This is a genomic window from Ligilactobacillus acidipiscis DSM 15836 (assembly GCF_001435755.1).
GTDB classification, from domain to species: Bacteria; Bacillota; Bacilli; order Lactobacillales; family Lactobacillaceae; genus Ligilactobacillus; species Ligilactobacillus acidipiscis.
Window position 1 is genome coordinate 1 of the sequence record NZ_AZFI01000005.1, and the last position, 14,803, is coordinate 14,803.

The window sequence follows — 14,803 nt, forward strand, 5'->3', positions numbered from 1 at the left end:
GTAATATTAGTACACATGTCCGTTTAAAAGAGGTAACTTGCTCACGAGTAATTAAGCAAAGTTTCAATATTAAAAGCAGGACCTTTCTAATGTGTGCTAAAATAATTATTGAAACCGTTAACATTTTTAGTTGTGTACACACATTGAAGGAGGACCTAAAATGAGGCCTGAAAAAAATGATATTGTCATCATTGGTGCTGGAGGAGCAGGTATTTCCGCGGCTTTATCTGCTGCAGAAAGTGGTTTACAAATTTTACTACTTGAGAAAACAGAATGGCCGGGTGGATCAGCTCGCATGTCTGGCGGCGGGATCGCCGCAACTGGGACTAGCTTTCAAAAAGAAGCCGGTATTACGGATAATAAAGACTCTTGGCTAGAACTGTAGAAAAAAAGGCAGGCAACGTCTAACCCTGATGGCCTCTACCCAGACTATGCATTTGTTGATCAATTTATGGATCAAGCAGTTACAACAACGGAATGGCTAGCTAAAAAACAAGGACATTCTTATGAAAAGCCAGCTGGATTTGGTCAAGATCCGGAGCAGCGGATCCACTTTCCGAAAGGAACTCCTGGCGGAATGGGCGGAGGCAAGCAACTGATCGCCAATTTATCGGCAACTTTAGAAAAAAAGACCCAATATCACTTTACTAAACTAATACTAAAGTAACTGAACTGTTGCTGGACAACGGTCAAGTTAAAGGTGTCAAAATCGTTGATAAAGATGGCAAAGGCAAAATTCACGCAAGCAATGTCATTATTTCTGCGGGTGGTTTTGTTCATAATACAGAAATGATTGCTCAATATATTCCGGCAGCCAAAACCGCTAGTCAGTTCGCGGTCGGTGGTGCCGGAGATGAAGGAGACGGGATCTTAATGGCACAAAAGGCAGGTGCTGTCTTATATGAAGATCCATGGGTGATCGGTATGTGGATCACAGCAGCTCTGCCAGAGACCGGTTCGTTATTAATGGATTGGGATAAATTGTATGTCGATGGATATGGAAAACGTTTCTTGAATGAGGCCAGTCCCTACGCAGTGGTGGCTAACGCCGTATTATCTGCATATGAACCATGGATCATCATCGATTCCTCGAAGTCAAACGAAACATTACTCAAACCTCTCACTGACGCAGCTGCGGCTGGTCGTGTTGTAAAAGCGGATAGTATTGCAAAACTAGGGCAACAATGGGACTCTCAGATAGTTCATTGACCAAAACTGTTACTGAGTATAACGATGGTGCTAAAAGCGGCCACGACAGCATGGGTAAAGATGTTAAACATGTAATACCATTAACAACTGCCCCGTATTACGCTGCCCATATCTATCCAGTTATTATGGGGACCTTTGGCGGGGTTAAAACTAATGAAAAATATGAAGTCTTAGATAAAGATGGGAAAGTTATTCCAAATCTTTTTTCAACCGGTGAATCAGCTAACAAACGTTTGTATAATCACGTATACATGTCTGGTAGTTCCGTACAATTTGCCTTGACTAGCGGTCGGGTAGCGGGCAAAGCAGCTGCAACACAGCTCGAGTAAAAATAAAAAATCCAAATACAATGAGCACCATTTGCCGGCGAGTTTAAGCACCAGGTAAATGATGCTCTTTTATCTGTAATATGTATTAAAGCCGGCAAAAGCTTTCACTATTACTATTACTAACACTAAACACAAAACACTAATAATAACCAGAAATAAGCTATGATAAATTTTCTCACAGATTCATAGTATAGTGGGGGATAACAAGCATATGAGAGGAGTCCTAAATTAGGATGGCAAATATTAGGGATATCGCCAAAAAAGCTGGTTATTCAGTCGCAACCGTCTCACGCTATCTTAATCGTAACGGCTATGTCTCTCACGTTGCTGGCGCAAAGATCAAAAAGGTGATCACCGAATTAGATTATGTCCCTAATTCAATTGCGCGGGATCTAAGTACTGGGCAAACATCAACTATTGGCGTAGTGGTACCACATATGCGTCATCCTTATTTTACCCAGATCGTTACGGGGATCATGGAGGCCGCTTTTGCCGAGCAATTTAACATCACTATTTTACAATCTAATTATGATGCACAGCTAGAAGTCAAATACCTGGAACAGCCGCACCAAAAGACATATGATGGTCTAATTTTTACATCACATGGGATCACTTTGGAGCAGATGGCAAAATATCAAAAATATGGTCCAATAGTTTGTTGCGAGGACCCTGTCTCAGTTAAGCTTCCCGCAGCTTATACGACTCGCGAAGCAACTTACCTGCAAGCGCTTGACCTGATCAAGCAAAAAAATTTTAAGCGGCTTGGTTTTACGTTAAGTCGCCCGTACTCGCTAAGTACCACCAGCAAACTAACATTAAATTGTTACCAGCAGATCTATGGAAAATTTCCTGACAAAAGCCTAGTGATCACAGGTATTACAACCTATCAAGACGCGTATCAAGGCACATTGGAATATTTAGGACTCACGACACCACCAGACTTTATTTTTGCAAATGGCGATGACATTGCTGCAGGGGTCCGTCAATGCTATCTTGACCACAAGCAAGAACCGCTTCCATTAATGGGGCAGGAAAATCAGCTAGCTAGTCAGTTAATGAATATTTCGACGATCGACCATCACTTTAAACACGTCGGGAAGCTGGCTTTTAAGCTGTTCCAAAACCAAGAAATCAAAAAAATCCCTGTTTCCTCTGAATTAATTATTAGATAAAAACACTGCACCAGGTAGAGATACAAAATATATCCCTACTGTGCAGTGTTTTTTGTTTAGATCAATAACTGTTACAGCGTACCTTTTTGGGTCATTAGCTTTGCTTTATTTAACTTTTGACAACTTCATTTTCCTGCTTAGAAACGTGGAACGGGAAAATCTTGTCAGGATTTAAAATCAAATTTGGATCGAAGGCGAGCTTGATCCGACTCATCAATTCTACATAATCGCTTCCATAAAAATCTTCGAAATAGTCTTTACGGGCAAAACCGACCCCATGTTCACCAGACATTTCGCCGTCAGAATCTTTTGCGACCTGATATAACGCCTTGAAAACATGATCTTTCTTTACTGCAAATTCATCATCAGAGTAATCATCACAGCAAATGTAGATATGCAAATTACCATCGCCGGCATGGCCAAAGTTAGGTAATCTGACGTTCTCTTTTTCAGAAACTTTTCTCACTTCTTTTAAGACCAGTGGGATTTTATTGATCGGCACCACAATATCTGCTTCATCCATCTTGGTCGTTGTTTGCTGGATAGCTGTTTCAAATTCTGAACGTGCATCCCAGACAGCCTGGGAATTTGGATCATCTGCTGTTAAGACTAGTGTATTGCTAACATCATTTTCATTAGCGACATTGACCACTTCTGCCAATTCACCGTCCACTAACTTATCGTCATTGCCGTCAAAACCGATCATTAAATAGCCACTGCCGTCTTTGACGGGAAATTTTTTACCGGAATATTCTTCCCATCTATCCACGTCTTCTTCACCTGTGGACGTGGGATCAAGCGTAAGACAACCTCAGTCACAATTGCTAGAGTCCCTTCACTACCAATGATAAGATCTTTGATGTCGTAACCTGAACTATTTTTTACTGTCTTATGGCTGCAGTGGATCTGCGTACCATCGGCTAAAATTGCCGTTAAACCCCGCACATGTTCACGTGTCGTACCATACTTAACAGCTTTCATATCACCAGCATTAGTATTAAGATTACCGCCGATAGCAGCCCACTTCATAGCCGGAGAAGGTACATAAATAAAGGGCTGGTCAGCCAAATATTCGTCAATATCACGGATCCTGACCCCTGCTTGTACTGTCATCGTCAAGCTGTCCGGATCATACTCTAAAACCTTGTTCATTTTGATCATATCGATCGCGATCCCATGATCAGCTGAAATATTTGCTCCCATTAAACCAGTGGCATTTCCTCGAACCGTGACCGGTATTTGGTGCTCATTAGCGTACTTCATCACAGCAGAAACTTCACCATTACTGACTGGTTGAACCGCTACATCAGGTGCTGATTTCTTGTAGTTAAACTGGTCGTGATCATAATGTTTTGTTGTGGGATAAAAGAAACGCTCAGCCGGAATAATTTTCCTCAATGTCTCAATGTCTGTCTCCGAAACTCTAGAGTAGTGCATAACCCAATCCTTCTTTCCCTGTAATTAAAACTATTCAAAACTAACATCTGTTTTGCAACGTTTTTCAAACGTTTGTCCTCTTATTTTTGGCTATTAAAATTTAAGGTCACTGGAGATCTGGATCTTTTTAACGTCCTCGATCGTCCGACTACCTGTCAGCTGCATAGCAATGTTGATCTCCATCTTCAAATGCTCAGCCACAGCTTGAACACCTTTCCAACCGCCGAGTGCTAGTCCATAACTAAATGGACGGCCAACACCAATTAAATCAGCTCCTAAAGCCAAGGCTTTCAAAACGTGCGTCCCACGACGAACACCACTATCAAAAATAATTGGAACACGATGATCGACCGTTCGTGCAATCGCAGGCAAGACTTCGATCGATGCTGGCGCACCATCTAACTGGCGGCCACCATGATTTGAAACATAAACCGCAGCAGCCCCGGCTTTGATCGCGTTATCAGCATCAAGTGGATGCTGGATTCCTTTAACAATGATCGGCAGTCCTGAATATGAACCCAATTTTTCGATCAGATCTAAATTCAAGCTCTGCATTGACTCAGCAAACAAACTACCTGCACCAACGCCTTTTTTGCCTGTATTGTAACCATCTAAATTAGCAATCTTGCCTTTCAAATGATAGTTATTGATAATGTCCGCTTCACGGTATCCACCAAGTGTGGAATCGGCCGTTAGGATAATTGCACTTGCTTGCGCATTCCTGGCTTCATCTAACAGATATTTGCAATATCCCCAATCTTTTGGCATGTAAAGTTGGAACATATATGGAGCTCCGTCACTAATGGCTGCTGTTTCAGCAATTGTTTTAGAAGCAAAAGTACTTTGAGCCATCATGATCCCTGCTTCTTTAGTCCCCTTAGCTAAACCAATCTCTCCACTTTCATGTGCCAAAGTATTACCTGCAATAGGTGCTGCTAATAAAGGTGAAGCTAATTCGTTTCCTAAAAACTCTGTTGATTGATCTGGTTCTTCAACATTTTGCAAGACCCGCGGAAGTAGATGAACCTCGTTAAAAGCAGCAGTATTATGCTTTTTAGTATATTCGTCATCTGACCCCTCCTCGATATAACCAAATTCTCCTTTACCAATCACTTTAGCAGCTCTTTTTTCTAAACTACTTAAGTTCAAAACATCAATATCCTGTACTTTGCCAAAATCAACTGTCTTTTCCAATGCCATAAATAACACTCCCTCGGATTATTAAAAATAATAACTAACTTGCTATTAAGTATTCGTAACCAAAAATTTATCTTCTTTAAATCGTTGTACTCGAACGATTTTTTATATCATTCATAGTTCATCGAGCCTTCTTTACTAGTAAATTTTTAGCGTAAAATTGCACAAACTTTAAAAACCAAGCATTTTATATATACTATTTACTTATAAAAGCATAAACTATTGTGGTATATATAGGATCATTTTAAAAATTTACTCATAAAAGTAAGCGCATTCATATGTTAATATGATTTATTATAACAAAAATGTTACTTATTTCATAGAAGAAATTCAATTACTGTCGGAAAAAGCCTTGCTTGTAACCACCACGCACAAATGTTTATTTTTTTATATTTTTATCGTTTTATATTTAGAAACAAGTTTGTGATAAATTTTGTTAATTTATTACTACTACCATTTCATTCATATTTAAACCTAACAAAAAAGCCTTTAATACTGACTACTGTCACCATTAAAGGCACTCGGAAACTATTATTCTTTGATTTGATCGACAGCTTCTGCCAGCATCTTAACTTGCAAGAGTGTTTCTTTATCTTTGACCGTTTTTTCTTTGTGGTGCACTAAAGTTTCATAAATGTCTTGATATACTCGACTATAATCACCGACTTCAGAAACAACTTTTTCTTCGTGGTATTTACCTTGGTCATCAATATAAGTCAATGTGCCATACTGTTCAGGCTGATCAATACCAAAGTCAGCATGGTCAGGCATATAGAACATTTTTAGATGTTCTTCTTGGCGATCTTTTGTTTCTTTGACAAACATCCCATTTTGCCCATAAACCACAAAACTCGGCCGGGGTTTGATCCGGAAATAGCTTGATTTAACTGAGACTTTAAGATTGCCATAATAAAGATCGATATCAAAATAATCATTCATCCGCCCCGTTCCCAATAATTGGCGCACATCATAATGAACATCATCCGGCTTACCGAATAAAGAAATAACTTGGTCCAGCGTATGGCAAGCATGGCTATACACAAAACTATCAGCCCGAGAAAATTCATGTACAGATTGAGGTACTTCCGGGCGGAAATAATCAAAGTGCATTTCAAGTTCAGTCAAATCACCTAATACCCCACTGTTGAGCACTTTTTGCACAGTGAGAAAGTCCGAATCATATCTTCTGTTTTGATAACATTGAATAAATAAACCCCTTTGTTTAGCTAATGAAAATAGTTCTTCAGCTTCTTTTGGTGTCTGCGTAAAGGGCTTTTCTACCAAAACATTTTTCCCATGTTCTAAAACTTCTTTGGCATACTGATAATGAAACTGTGGCGGGGTCGAAACAACGACAAGATCGATCTGCGGATCATCATATATCTCGTTGATATCTGTTGTATAATGGACACCTTCGATCCGTTTCCAATCATCTTTCATATGACGTGAAAACATTGTTTTAACGTGGAATTTATCTGGTAACTTTAGAACAAACGGTAAATGATAACGATTTGCGCTCTTTCCGTTACCAATAAAAGCTAAATTTAGCATTACTTGGACCTCCATTTATTTTTAACAGGTTAACATTGACTTCTCTTACATATTTTACCAAAAGAATGTACACAAACACTAATTAACGGCCAAAAGATTCCAATGAAATACTAACGCATGAAACAGAAAGTGAGACAGACTTTAACGCATGGCCAATTTTACGCTGAGCAAACATTTCTTTTGACCAGCACCAGTCACTAACCATGACAAATGATCTTCCACGCAAAAAGGCACTGAAACAGACTTTTCATTTACCAAAAACATTTGTTTCAGCACCTTCATGTTTGTATATTAATTGATAGCCAGTGGGACTTTGTGATCTGGTTGAGGATACTCTTTGTCCAAACGCCGCAATTCATCTTCAGATAATTCAATATCAGCGGCCTTAACATTATTTGTAACATGTTGTGCCTTGCTGCTTTGTGGGATTGCGATCGTTTTGCCGTCACGGATCACCCATGCCAATAAAAGTGCATGAGCACTAACGCCATGAGCGGTCGCGATTTCTTGAACCACCTTGTTTTCCAACATGGTCGTTTTCAGTTCGTTGTGCAAACCGCCGACTGGACTGTAAGCGATCAAAGGAAGGTCATGTTTAGCTTGCCAAGCGGTTAAGTCATATTCGATCCCACGAGTTTCAATGTTATATAGATCTTCATTAGCGGCTGCATTTTTCCCTACCGGCAGATCCCACAACTCCTCTAAATCAGCAACATCAAAATTTGAAACACCCCAGGCACGGATCTTGCCAGTTTGTTTTAAACGTTCTAATTCATTGATCGTTTCAGATAATGGGGTACCGCCCCGCCAATGATACAAGTAAAGATCTAAATAGTCAGTGTTCAATCTTTCCAAGCTAGCATCCAGATGTTGCTCCATCTTTGCTTTAGATGCATTTGAAGGTAAAACTTTTGAAATCAAGAAAATATCGTCACGTTCATACGGTGCTAAAGCTTTACCTACGAGAATTTCAGAATTCCCTGAACCATACATTTCTGCGGTATCGACTACTTTGGCACCTGCATCGATCCCAGCACGGATCGCCTCAATTTCCTGCGTTTCTTTTGCCGGATCATCACCCATATGCCAAGTTCCGATCCCAATTGCTGGCACATTTTTGCCAGAGATAGTTACTGTTTTCATATTCGTCCTCCTATCTAAAACAGAGCGGACACACGTAAAGAAATAAGCACTATCAGTACTTTACAGAGTCTGATAGACGGAACTTCTTCACAGCTAAATAACATTGCCCATCTTTTCAAAAACAATTACAACAATAGTCTAAACCTATAATGCTGTTTATATCAATCAATTGATTTCACGATGAATTTAACTACAATGATCTATCTCCGGAAAACTCGGTTTTATCAATGTAAATATTGTTTAGCCATGAATCTATTTCAAAAGCAGATTATTATTGGACAGCCAAAACCCACTCGACAATTTCCAATCAAACTTGACTAAAACTCAGCACCACTTCCAACCTGTAGTTTATTTGGAATAATATATTCGATCTCACCACTAGTAAGTTTCACTTTGAATCTAGCAGTTGAAAAGAACGTATTGACATCATCCATTGATTCAATTTTTCACGTTTTTCGCGCAAAATCACCAACTCACAGAAAGGTCGACCAGTATTGTACAACTCTCAGAGAGTTATTCACATTCATCTACTCCATTTAGAATAGATAATAGTTTATATAAAATTAATTGTTAATTTCTGACAAGCAACGAGTCATTAACAAGTTTGGTCTGAAACTTGACGGCGAGACAGACAACCCCAAGAGTCAAAGCAAGAAATCCGCTAACAGAAAATACATTTAATCCCAAATTATTACAAGCTTTTGTTAATGGATTTACAATAAAGGAACTCACAGCGCCTCCAATTGAATTGATGGCGGCGTATATTCCAATAGCCATCGAGACACTGTTTTGATCTACACTTATTGACAGCAAGTATGGAAACTGTCCCATCGCAATGCTCATCGCTGCGCCAACTACAAAACTACCCAGAAATATCATGAACAAAGAATTACTAAATCCAATCAATAAGTAAGAAAGCCCGTATAAGATAAAAGCAATCGAGATTGAGGAAGTTTTAAACCTTTTCCCGATTACTCCGACAAAGAAACCGCAAATCATTCCACCTACCAAAGAGACAGTAGATGTTAAAGCCGCCTGCGAAGTAGCTCCGATATCTTGTTCAACGACAAACAGTGAAATATTATTATTCAACACATTATTTAATAACATGATACAAAATCCCCAAAAAGCACAGTCAAAAACATACTTGTTCAAATGTATTTTTGCATTATTTTCGACAACAGTTTCGTCATTCATACTTTGAGGATGATATGGAACCAGTGCAAACACTACTACCAATACTAAAGCTGAAAAAACTTAGATCCAATAGTTGTTAAACCAATTGCTAGAGGTCGCTAATTGTCCGCCACCCATAATAAAAATCATTCCGCCAATATTAACGAAAGTCGTAGTCAGTCCCATCGTAGATTGTCTTTCATTTTTAGGCAACATTTCCGAAATCATAACTTGCGCCAAATTAGTACAAGCACCCTGTCCCAAACCAACTAAGCAAGAGCACATTACCAGAAATATAAAACTTGCATGATATGCCAGCGGTAAAAAAACATCAACTACAACACACAATATTGACCACAGTGCAATGGTCTTTAACTTTAATTTACCCGTGGTTAACTTACCCATCATTAATCCAGCTAACATCATAAATATGTTAGGCAATGTCGTTAACATTTGTACTCCGGTATGAGAAAGCTTAAAAAAATTAGCAATCGCAGCATAAGAAGGTGTAATTGCAAGTGAAGCCATAGACATTGTACTAACTGCCAGGATCCCGATTCTTGTCTTAGAAATATATCTTCGACTCGTCGTTGCATTTACTTCTTTATTCATCAAAGTTTGTTCCTCCTCAATTAGCCGCCCGACGACTAATAGTCAGCACTGCGTTGCGACCGGAAAATGCAGCATATCCAGCGGTACTTCCTGGTAAAGTAACTGCATAAGTATCACCCACTAGCATACCAGCAGCATCATTACCAACTGCATACAGACCAGAAATCGGGTAACCATATCTGTTCAAAACTTCACTGTTGTTATCAACACGGATTCCACCCAAAGCACAAGCCATGCCAACACCTAATTCAACCGCATAAAATGGGCCATCTTTCACGGCTGTTAAATATTGAGGGTCTTTACCGTAATCAACATCACACCCAGCTTCAACATCAGAATTATAGTGTTCTATAGTAGAAGGTAAATTACTCAAATTTAGTTTCTCCGCTAAGCCTACAACTGTATCTGCTTGCGTTAAATACTTCTGGTGGGTATCAAGATCATGTTTAATCTCTTGCCGCAAAGTTGCCAATTTTTCCGGTGAAACCGGAGAATTGCCTACCTCTTTATACAAACCAACTTCTGTGAGATGATCGACTGCTGTTTGGTCAAGAATTGAGAAAACACGTGCTTGCGTTAAAATTGCACTGCCCGCATGGCACATATTATCGTTAACATCTTCATTAACGAAACGTTCACCACGTTCATTGACCCATAAGATTGCTTCTTGAGTAGCAGCTGCCGCCAGCTGTGATGACATATGAACAAATGCTGGCTGTGTCTTATCGTAAATCGCACCACCGCCATACTGGATCGCACCCATTTGATAATGTTGAGCTCCAGCGTCCCATGCTAGTTGCATACCGTCGCCAGTTGCCTTACCGTTACTGACTGTCATCAATTTCTGGTAAAATGGTGTTCTTTTCTTGATCAACTCTGCATTATCAGCGTAACCGCCAGTTGCCAAAATAACGTTGTTGCATACCAGATCACGCATTTGGCCTGTCACTTCATTCATAACGCTTAATCCTCTAATATGCCCATTTTGCTGTTTAATTTCTTGTGCGCTAATGCTTGTTGCAAACTCGATCCCTGCTTCTTGAGCTTTTTTGGCCAGCAATTGTACTGCCGCATATCCGCCGCCGGCAAAAGAATGGACCGTCGGCCAACTCTTACCCTGTCCGCCAACCTTGCTAAACTTTACACCTAGTTCTGCCAGCCAGTTGATCACCTGACCGCTCGAATCGATTAGTTTTTTTAGGTGCGGAGCACTCGCCTCATAATGAGAGTACGCAAGCTCGTCTTGTAAGAGCTGAGTTTTGCTAATATTAATATTAGCTTGTTTTTGCAGATCACTATCAACACCCATCGCACCTTCAACATAGTTACCATTACCGCCTAAGGTCCGTCCCTTTTCCAACACCAGTGTATCAAGGCCTTGTTCACTAGCAGTTATCGCAGCAGACAAGCCCGACAACCCACCGCCTACGATAATCAAGTCATAGTTTGTTTTTTTTGGAAACATTTTCTAGCCCCCTACTATTTCAAACCAGCAGAAACTCCACCATCACTCAAAATTGTCTGTCCAGTCATAAATGTTGCTTCACTAGCTACAAAGACAAATAACTTAGCCACTTCATCCGCAGTTTCATAACGTTTCATCGGGACTGTCGGAACCATTTTGTTGACAAATTCTTCAGGATTTAATAGGGTCTTAGTTAATCCTGGAGCAATACAGTTGACCCGAATAGTTTTATCCGCATAATCCACTGCAGCAGCCATCGTCATTCCCATTACACCGTTTTTAGCGGCATTATATGCTCCAAAACCTCCTGGGCAGTATACGCTTCCCAAAGCACCACAATTAACGATCGATCCGGAGCCTTGCTTTAAGAACAACTGAATCTCAGCACGCATACACTTAAAAGTACCCCGTAAATCAAGGTTAACAGTTGAATCAAAGTCTTCGTTAGTCAGTTCTGCGAATGGTTTTAGAACTCCGCCGCCGGCATTATTAACGACATAGTCTAAACGGCCAAATTTATCCATGGTTTTGTCCAAACCTTTCTGGATACTATCATCATCAGTAACATCCATAACTAAACCAATGATATTTCCCTGGTATTTAACGTTTAACTTCTGAGCAACCTCAGCAACTTGAGGATTATAGTCAGTTAAAACAACATCAGCATTATTTTTTGCAAAAGCTTCACTAATGGCAAAACCAATTCCTTGTGCAGCACCTGTAATCAAAGCAACTTTTCCATCTAACATAATTAAGGTCTCCTCATATTAATTTTTGACTTCTTCGTTATTCATAGACTTAACGGCTTCCTTAGCTGCGATCCAACCTGAAACGAAAGCAAAACCATTAGCAATCCCTTCATAACTTGGATAACCATCTGAATACAGCCCATTAACATTATTACCAACAATATATAAATCTTTAAGAGGTGAGCCATCTCTCTTAACTGGTTCGCAATTACGGTTAACGTTAACCCCGTCTAAGGTTCCTAAAATTGCACAATGTTCAATAATTGCATAGTATGGACCATCTTTTACACCAAATAACAACTCATCTGCTGGTTTCAAGAATGTGTCGTCTTTCTTATTTTTAACTGCTTGATTGTAAACTTTGATACTTCGTTTCAATGCAGCCAGTGGTAAATTTATTTTTTCAGAAAGTTCTTCAAGAGTTTCAGCTTTGACAACCTCACCGCTTTGAATTGCCTTATCAAAATCAGCTTGAATATCTGGTATTGGTCCAACTGTTGTTCTTGGTTCAACCCCAACCTCACAGAACTGCCGCTCAATGGTATCTTCTAAATTGATTTCTTTTGTTTTAAATGTATTTAAAGTTTCTTGATCTACAATTGCATAATATCTTCCTTGGACATTATGAGCAGCATTAGCCCACATTGCAAAATCGTAAACGACGTCTTCATTGACAAAACGATTACCTGTTTGATCTAGCCACAGTAATGGGAGATTAGTTAAAGTCTCTACACTACTTTGTCGAGCCATCGGATTGATTTGGAAACTTGGTGCACACCCATGAGCAAATAATACCGGATTATGTTGAGTATTAGCACCAAGTTTTTTTGCTAACTTGATCCCAGTTCCATCAGCCTTATGCTCCCCTAAGTTAAGTAATTCATCTGTATCAGTATATTTCTCAGCCATCATTTCCTGGTCGCCACAATAACCGCCATCTGCAAAAATTGCTTTTTTAGTATTGATTCGGATTTTTTGTCCGTTTGAATCTTCAGCAATAACAGCCTTTAAGCCATCATTATAATCTAAGTTAACTGCCGCAGTCTGTCGGAGTACCATGTTTCCAGCTGCTTCAAATTTTTTTGGCAACTTATCCCAATTAGCCATTTTTCCTGTGAAATTGTTAAATTTATGGTAAACAAGCGGATCGTTCAAATGAGCTTTTTGTTCACTTTGCTCAACTGTAACTGGCAGTCCCATCTGTTCCATTCGTTCAATGTTTTCCCCTGACTCTTTCAAAAAGCGAGAAAGCAACTCACCATTTACAAAGTAATGATTATAATCTGTCATTCCTTCAAATGCTTCCTGATAACCATATTTAACTTTTTTATCTTTTTGTTGCTGAGAATTGATAGCAAAAACCCCATGAGAGCCAAACTTACCGGCCCCACCAACTTTATCTCCTCTTTCCAGAAGAATAAATGGAACTTTCTGTTGGTATAGTTCAAAACCTGCTGAAATTCCCGAAGAACCTGAGCCAACAATGACAACGTCTGTATTTAAAGATTTCATAAGTGGTTCCTCCTTTATTGTGAAATTATTTACAATCAAATGATACCTTAAATACAATAAAGGCTCCAACACAAAAAACTTTCTAGTGATAAGTTTAACTTATTGACTTAGCGAATTAGTCACAATTCCAGCTAGTTCATCTGTTCTGCTAGAACTTATCGCTACCACAGTACGAAAAGCCTTTTTTAGATGATCCGGCGATAATTTGTAAACATTTTCACAATGTGATGGTATTAAAAAACCTTTGGGAACCATGGTTATTCCACCCCTAAAATTCACACATAAACAAGCTGCCTCAAAACTATTGACACTTACGATGACTTCTTATCCCCAACCATAACGATTATATTGTTCTAACATTTTTGTTTGGATATGAGAGATCCCACTTGATTTCCAATTTTGCATATATAATTTTGAATGCTGAGATAGTTCTTGCAATTCACTTTCTTTGTCAAATTCCTTTTTATTAAATAACAGGTCAAAATCCAAAACCTTCAAAGTAAAAGTTGTTATTTTAGCATTATTAGCAAACATATGCTCAAAACCAATCAAAAAATCATAATTACCCATAACCAACCTGCTGATCCCGCTGTCATAGACCTCCTCATCAAAACTCAAATCATATTGTTCTGGTAGCTTACTAGCAAAAAAAGCTGCATAATTACCCATACCTTGTAAAAAGTGGATCCTTAACAGCTTGTCCAAATGTTCATTTGGGTGGCGCCAGATCTCCGTACAGGCATCAATGATCTCAGTTGCTCGCTTGTAAAATTCTTCACCAGCTGGTGTCAGAGAAAATTGCCCACTACTTCGATTTAATAGTCTATCTCCCAATTGTTTTTCCAACTTGTTGACGGCAAGACTGACTGCTGTTTCTGATACATAATTTCGTTTAGCAGCAGAAATAAAACCGCGGGTCTGAACAACATCAATAAAATATTTAACTGGCATTAAATTATAATTCATCTACTTTACTCCTCATATCATTATGCTTTCCAAGTTCATCACTACAATAAATTACCCCATGACAAAATATTTTTCTTCTAATATTAAGTATATTACATCTGCTCATTTAACAACTATTTAAATACTTACTTTTATTCACAAAAACTCTTTGGTGCTGATTGGCGCATCGTTTTAAACAATAGAAACAGTTGAAAATGTATCTAACGCTGGCATCATTTCAACAATGATTCTTAAGGACATAAGCCTGTTGAGGTCATTGATAGGATCTTTAAAGTAATATGTTAC

Annotated in this window: 13 protein-coding genes and 2 pseudogenes; 5 read left to right on the forward strand and 10 right to left on the reverse strand. The window is 39.1% G+C overall.

From position 1 onward, the window contains the following. The first annotated feature begins 160 nt into the window (after positions 1-160). The 5 genes from FC65_RS00945 to FC65_RS00965 all read left to right on the forward strand — a co-directional run bounded on the left by FC65_RS00945 (position 161) and on the right by FC65_RS00965 (position 2,710). Entirely contained in the window at positions 161-385 is a 225-nt protein-coding gene (locus FC65_RS00945) for an FAD-dependent oxidoreductase (protein WP_056971209.1), read from the forward strand. 66 nt (positions 386-451) lie between these two features. Beyond that, complete coding sequence (locus tag FC65_RS00950) at positions 452-667, forward strand: hypothetical protein (protein ID WP_056971210.1); 216 nt, start codon at positions 452-454, stop codon at positions 665-667. A gap of 8 nt (positions 668-675) precedes the next feature. After that, positions 676-1,209, forward strand: coding sequence for an FAD-binding protein (locus FC65_RS12700; RefSeq protein ID WP_056971211.1), 534 nt, complete (start codon positions 676-678; stop codon positions 1,207-1,209). Further along, positions 1,185-1,538 (forward strand): FAD-binding protein, encoded by a 354-nt coding sequence (locus FC65_RS12705; protein ID WP_082618904.1) that lies wholly within the window; start codon positions 1,185-1,187, stop codon positions 1,536-1,538. Before FC65_RS12700 ends, FC65_RS12705 begins: the two co-directional genes overlap by 25 nt. Positions 1,539-1,771: 233 nt before the next feature. Further along, positions 1,772-2,710 (forward strand): LacI family DNA-binding transcriptional regulator, encoded by a 939-nt coding sequence (locus FC65_RS00965; RefSeq protein ID WP_056971213.1) that lies wholly within the window; start codon positions 1,772-1,774, stop codon positions 2,708-2,710. 109 nt (positions 2,711-2,819) lie between these two features. Here FC65_RS00965 and FC65_RS00970 read toward each other — a convergent pair. The 10 genes and pseudogenes from FC65_RS00970 to FC65_RS01015 all read right to left on the reverse strand — a co-directional run bounded on the left by FC65_RS00970 (position 2,820) and on the right by FC65_RS01015 (position 14,518). Continuing rightward, a pseudogene (locus FC65_RS00970) lies at positions 2,820-4,147 on the reverse strand (FAD-binding oxidoreductase). A 93-nt stretch (positions 4,148-4,240) separates the two neighbouring features. Beyond that, positions 4,241-5,347 (reverse strand): alpha-hydroxy-acid oxidizing protein, encoded by a 1,107-nt coding sequence (locus FC65_RS00975; RefSeq protein ID WP_010495505.1) that lies wholly within the window; start codon positions 5,345-5,347, stop codon positions 4,241-4,243. A 528-nt stretch (positions 5,348-5,875) separates the two neighbouring features. Beyond that, positions 5,876-6,895 carry a Gfo/Idh/MocA family oxidoreductase gene (locus tag FC65_RS00980; RefSeq protein ID WP_056971214.1) on the reverse strand — a complete coding sequence of 340 codons (1,020 nt, stop codon included), beginning with the start codon at positions 6,893-6,895 and terminating at the stop codon, positions 5,876-5,878. Positions 6,896-7,036: 141 nt separating this feature from the next. Beyond that, positions 7,037-7,159, reverse strand: a complete 123-nt coding sequence (locus FC65_RS12710) for a hypothetical protein (protein ID WP_268872464.1) — start codon at positions 7,157-7,159, stop codon at positions 7,037-7,039. A 27-nt stretch (positions 7,160-7,186) separates the two neighbouring features. Further along, positions 7,187-8,038, reverse strand: a complete 852-nt coding sequence (locus tag FC65_RS00985) for an aldo/keto reductase (protein WP_056971215.1) — start codon at positions 8,036-8,038, stop codon at positions 7,187-7,189. A 570-nt stretch (positions 8,039-8,608) separates the two neighbouring features. Further along, positions 8,609-9,826 (reverse strand): annotated as a pseudogene (locus FC65_RS12810) (MFS transporter). A gap of 16 nt (positions 9,827-9,842) precedes the next feature. Then, on the reverse strand, positions 9,843-11,291 hold the full coding sequence (locus tag FC65_RS01000) for a vinyl phenol reductase (protein WP_056971218.1): 1,449 nt from the start codon (positions 11,289-11,291) through the stop codon (positions 9,843-9,845). Between the two features lie 14 nt (positions 11,292-11,305). Next, on the reverse strand, positions 11,306-12,040 hold the full coding sequence (locus FC65_RS01005; RefSeq protein ID WP_056971219.1) for an SDR family NAD(P)-dependent oxidoreductase: 735 nt from the start codon (positions 12,038-12,040) through the stop codon (positions 11,306-11,308). Positions 12,041-12,058: 18 nt separating this feature from the next. Further along, complete coding sequence (locus tag FC65_RS01010) at positions 12,059-13,552, reverse strand: FAD-binding protein (protein ID WP_056971220.1); 1,494 nt, start codon at positions 13,550-13,552, stop codon at positions 12,059-12,061. A 324-nt stretch (positions 13,553-13,876) separates the two neighbouring features. Next, positions 13,877-14,518: a LysR family transcriptional regulator gene (locus FC65_RS01015; protein WP_235803047.1), complete on the reverse strand. Its 642-nt coding sequence runs from the start codon at positions 14,516-14,518 to the stop codon at positions 13,877-13,879. Positions 14,519-14,803: the final 285 nt, after the last annotated feature.

Coding starts and splice junctions, on each gene's coding strand:
- FC65_RS00980 (WP_056971214.1), bottom strand. CDS start 6,895: ATGCTAAATTTAGCTTTTATTGGTAACGGAAAGAGCGCAAATCGTTAT.
- FC65_RS01005 (WP_056971219.1), bottom strand. CDS start 12,040: ATGTTAGATGGAAAAGTTGCTTTGATTACAGGTGCTGCACAAGGAATT.
- FC65_RS01015 (WP_235803047.1), bottom strand. CDS start 14,518: ATGAATTATAATTTAATGCCAGTTAAATATTTTATTGATGTTGTTCAG.
- FC65_RS12705 (WP_082618904.1), top strand. CDS start 1,185: ATGGGACTCTCAGATAGTTCATTGACCAAAACTGTTACTGAGTATAAC.
- FC65_RS00985 (WP_056971215.1), bottom strand. CDS start 8,038: ATGAAAACAGTAACTATCTCTGGCAAAAATGTGCCAGCAATTGGGATC.
- FC65_RS01000 (WP_056971218.1), bottom strand. CDS start 11,291: ATGTTTCCAAAAAAAACAAACTATGACTTGATTATCGTAGGCGGTGGG.
- FC65_RS01010 (WP_056971220.1), bottom strand. CDS start 13,552: ATGAAATCTTTAAATACAGACGTTGTCATTGTTGGCTCAGGTTCTTCG.
- FC65_RS00965 (WP_056971213.1), top strand. CDS start 1,772: ATGGCAAATATTAGGGATATCGCCAAAAAAGCTGGTTATTCAGTCGCA.
- FC65_RS12710 (WP_268872464.1), bottom strand. CDS start 7,159: ATGTTTTTGGTAAATGAAAAGTCTGTTTCAGTGCCTTTTTGCGTGGAA.
- FC65_RS00945 (WP_056971209.1), top strand. CDS start 161: ATGAGGCCTGAAAAAAATGATATTGTCATCATTGGTGCTGGAGGAGCA.
- FC65_RS00950 (WP_056971210.1), top strand. CDS start 452: ATGGATCAAGCAGTTACAACAACGGAATGGCTAGCTAAAAAACAAGGA.
- FC65_RS00975 (WP_010495505.1), bottom strand. CDS start 5,347: ATGGCATTGGAAAAGACAGTTGATTTTGGCAAAGTACAGGATATTGAT.